Origin of the sequence: Mesorhizobium sp. M0808, from assembly GCF_040320025.1 — a bacterium.
GTDB lineage: Bacteria > Pseudomonadota > Alphaproteobacteria > Rhizobiales > Rhizobiaceae > Mesorhizobium.
On the sequence record NZ_JAMYOX010000103.1, the window covers coordinates 1 to 2,155 of the forward strand.

Here is a 2,155-nt window from a genome sequence, read left to right on the forward strand (position 1 = left end):
TTCTCCAACACTTCGAAGCTCTCATCATCTAAGGGTTCAAAAGAATCGAGCACGACGTCTCGTACCATTTGGATGGGTGATATCTTTGTCACGTTTGCAGGTAGCGTAACATCGATGAGAGCGATGAACGACACAGCGTCATCGAGACTCAGCAAGCGCTGGGCGATTGCGTAAGCCAAGATTCCGCCTGATGAGTATCCAGCGAAGCGATATGGTCCCTGCGGTTGAATTTCTTTGATCGCGAGGATGACCTGATCAGCTATCGCTTCAAGGGTCAGTGGACGAACTTCATCGAAAGACGGCCATGGTAAAGCGTAGACGGGACAGTCTACGTCCATTTCCTCCACCAACCTGAGGACGTAGGAACAATCGCCAAAACCTGTGGGGACAAAGAAGAGCGGTGGCTGCGATCCGGTTGGTCGAATGGAAATCACTCCGCGACTCCTGGACTGTGGCTCCAAATGAATCTTCGATGCAAGTTCCTTCAGAACAGGGGCTTGGAAGAGGTCAGCGGCGCTAAAGTCCAGCCCAAGATCTAATGCTCGACTGAGCAACTGCACCGCCAGGAGCGAATGGCCGCCCAGTTCGAAGAAGTTGTCGTGGCGCCCGACCCGCTCGACACCGAGAAGCTCCGCCCAGATCTGTGCCAGCGCCGTCTCGACCGCGCCCTGCGGCGCCTCATAGGCCGTCCGCGCATAGGCGCCGTCGGCCGGCGCCGGCAGTGCCTTGCGGTCGAGCTTGCCGTTCGGCGTCAGCGGCAGCGCCGCGAGCCGCACGAACGCAGCCGGCACCATGTAGTCCGGCAGCCGCCCGCTCACATGCGCGCGCAAGGCGCCGGCAAGCCCGCCGCCATCGTCCTCGTCCGATCCTGCCTCGGGTCCACACACGACATAGGCGACAAGGTGCTTGTCGCCGGCCCGGTCCTGGCGCGCCACCACCACCGCCTCGCGCACCCAGGCGTGCTCGCAAAGCCGCGCCGCGATCTCGCCCGGCTCGATGCGGAAGCCGCGGATCTTCACCTGCTCGTCGTTGCGGCCCAAAAACTCCAGATTGCCGTCCGGCAGATAACGCGCCAGATCGCCGGTCTTATACAGCCGATCGCCTTCCACAAAGGGACTGGCGATGAACCGCTCCGCCGTCAGATCAGGCCGGTTCAGGTAGCCACGCGCAACGCCGGCCCCGCCAACGTAAAGCTCACCCACCGCCCCGAACGGCACGGGCCCACCATGACCGTCCAGCAGGTACACCCGCGTGTTCGCAATCGGGCGCCCGATCGGGATGGAGGCCAGCCCCCCGACAGATTGGGCGATCTCGCAGACTGTCGCGAAGGTCGTTGTCTCGGTCGGACCGTAGCAGTGAATGAGGCGTACAGGACCTTCTTCTCTCAGCAATCTCAAAAATGAGGGAACGTCACTGACCTCGCCTCCACAGAGGAGGTACTTAAGTTGTGCTAACGTCGGAGCGATCGATGACGTATATTGGTTGAATAACGCTGTTGTTAGAAAAAGGGTTGTCACCCGTTGCTGTTCAAGTGACTTGGCAAAATTTGAAGGATTTATGACGGTCGTGGCATCCAATGCAATGATGCAGCCACCGTTGAGCAGCGGCGCCCACACTTCAAATGTGCTGGCGTCGAAGGCGGGATTACCCACCCACGCCACACGATCACTCGAGCTGAACTGCGCATAGCCATTGTTGATGACGAGCCGGTTGACCGCACGGTGAGCAACAACAACCCCCTTGGGAAGGCCGGTCGAGCCGGAGGTGTACATCACGTAAGCAGCAGCCTCGGCGCTCAATGCCAGGCCAGGATCGGCACTAGACCCAGTCCCAGCCATGAGCGGCTCAATGGCCAGAACAGGGATCGTCACCTCAAGCAGATCATCATCGTCACTCTCGCTAAGCACCAGGCGCGCAGCACAATCGGCCATCAGCCATTCTTGTCGCGCAGATGGAAGAGCGCGATCGATCGGCACATAAGCGCCGCCCGCCTTCAGGATCGCCAGCAGCCCCACCACCATCGCCGGGCTGCGCTCGACGCAGATCGCCACTGGCTGATCCGGCTTGACCCCAAGGGCGATCAGATGATGGGCCAGCCGGTTGGCCCGGGCGTTGAGTTCGCCATAGGAGAGCGCCTCGTCCTCATGAACCACCG

Annotated in this window: 1 protein-coding gene; it reads right to left on the reverse strand. The window is 60.6% G+C overall.

Annotation, left to right across the window (positions count from 1 at the left end):
- The coding region (locus tag NKI25_RS36110) for a non-ribosomal peptide synthetase (protein WP_353000938.1) at positions 1-2,155 on the reverse strand (2,155 nt) is incomplete at both ends.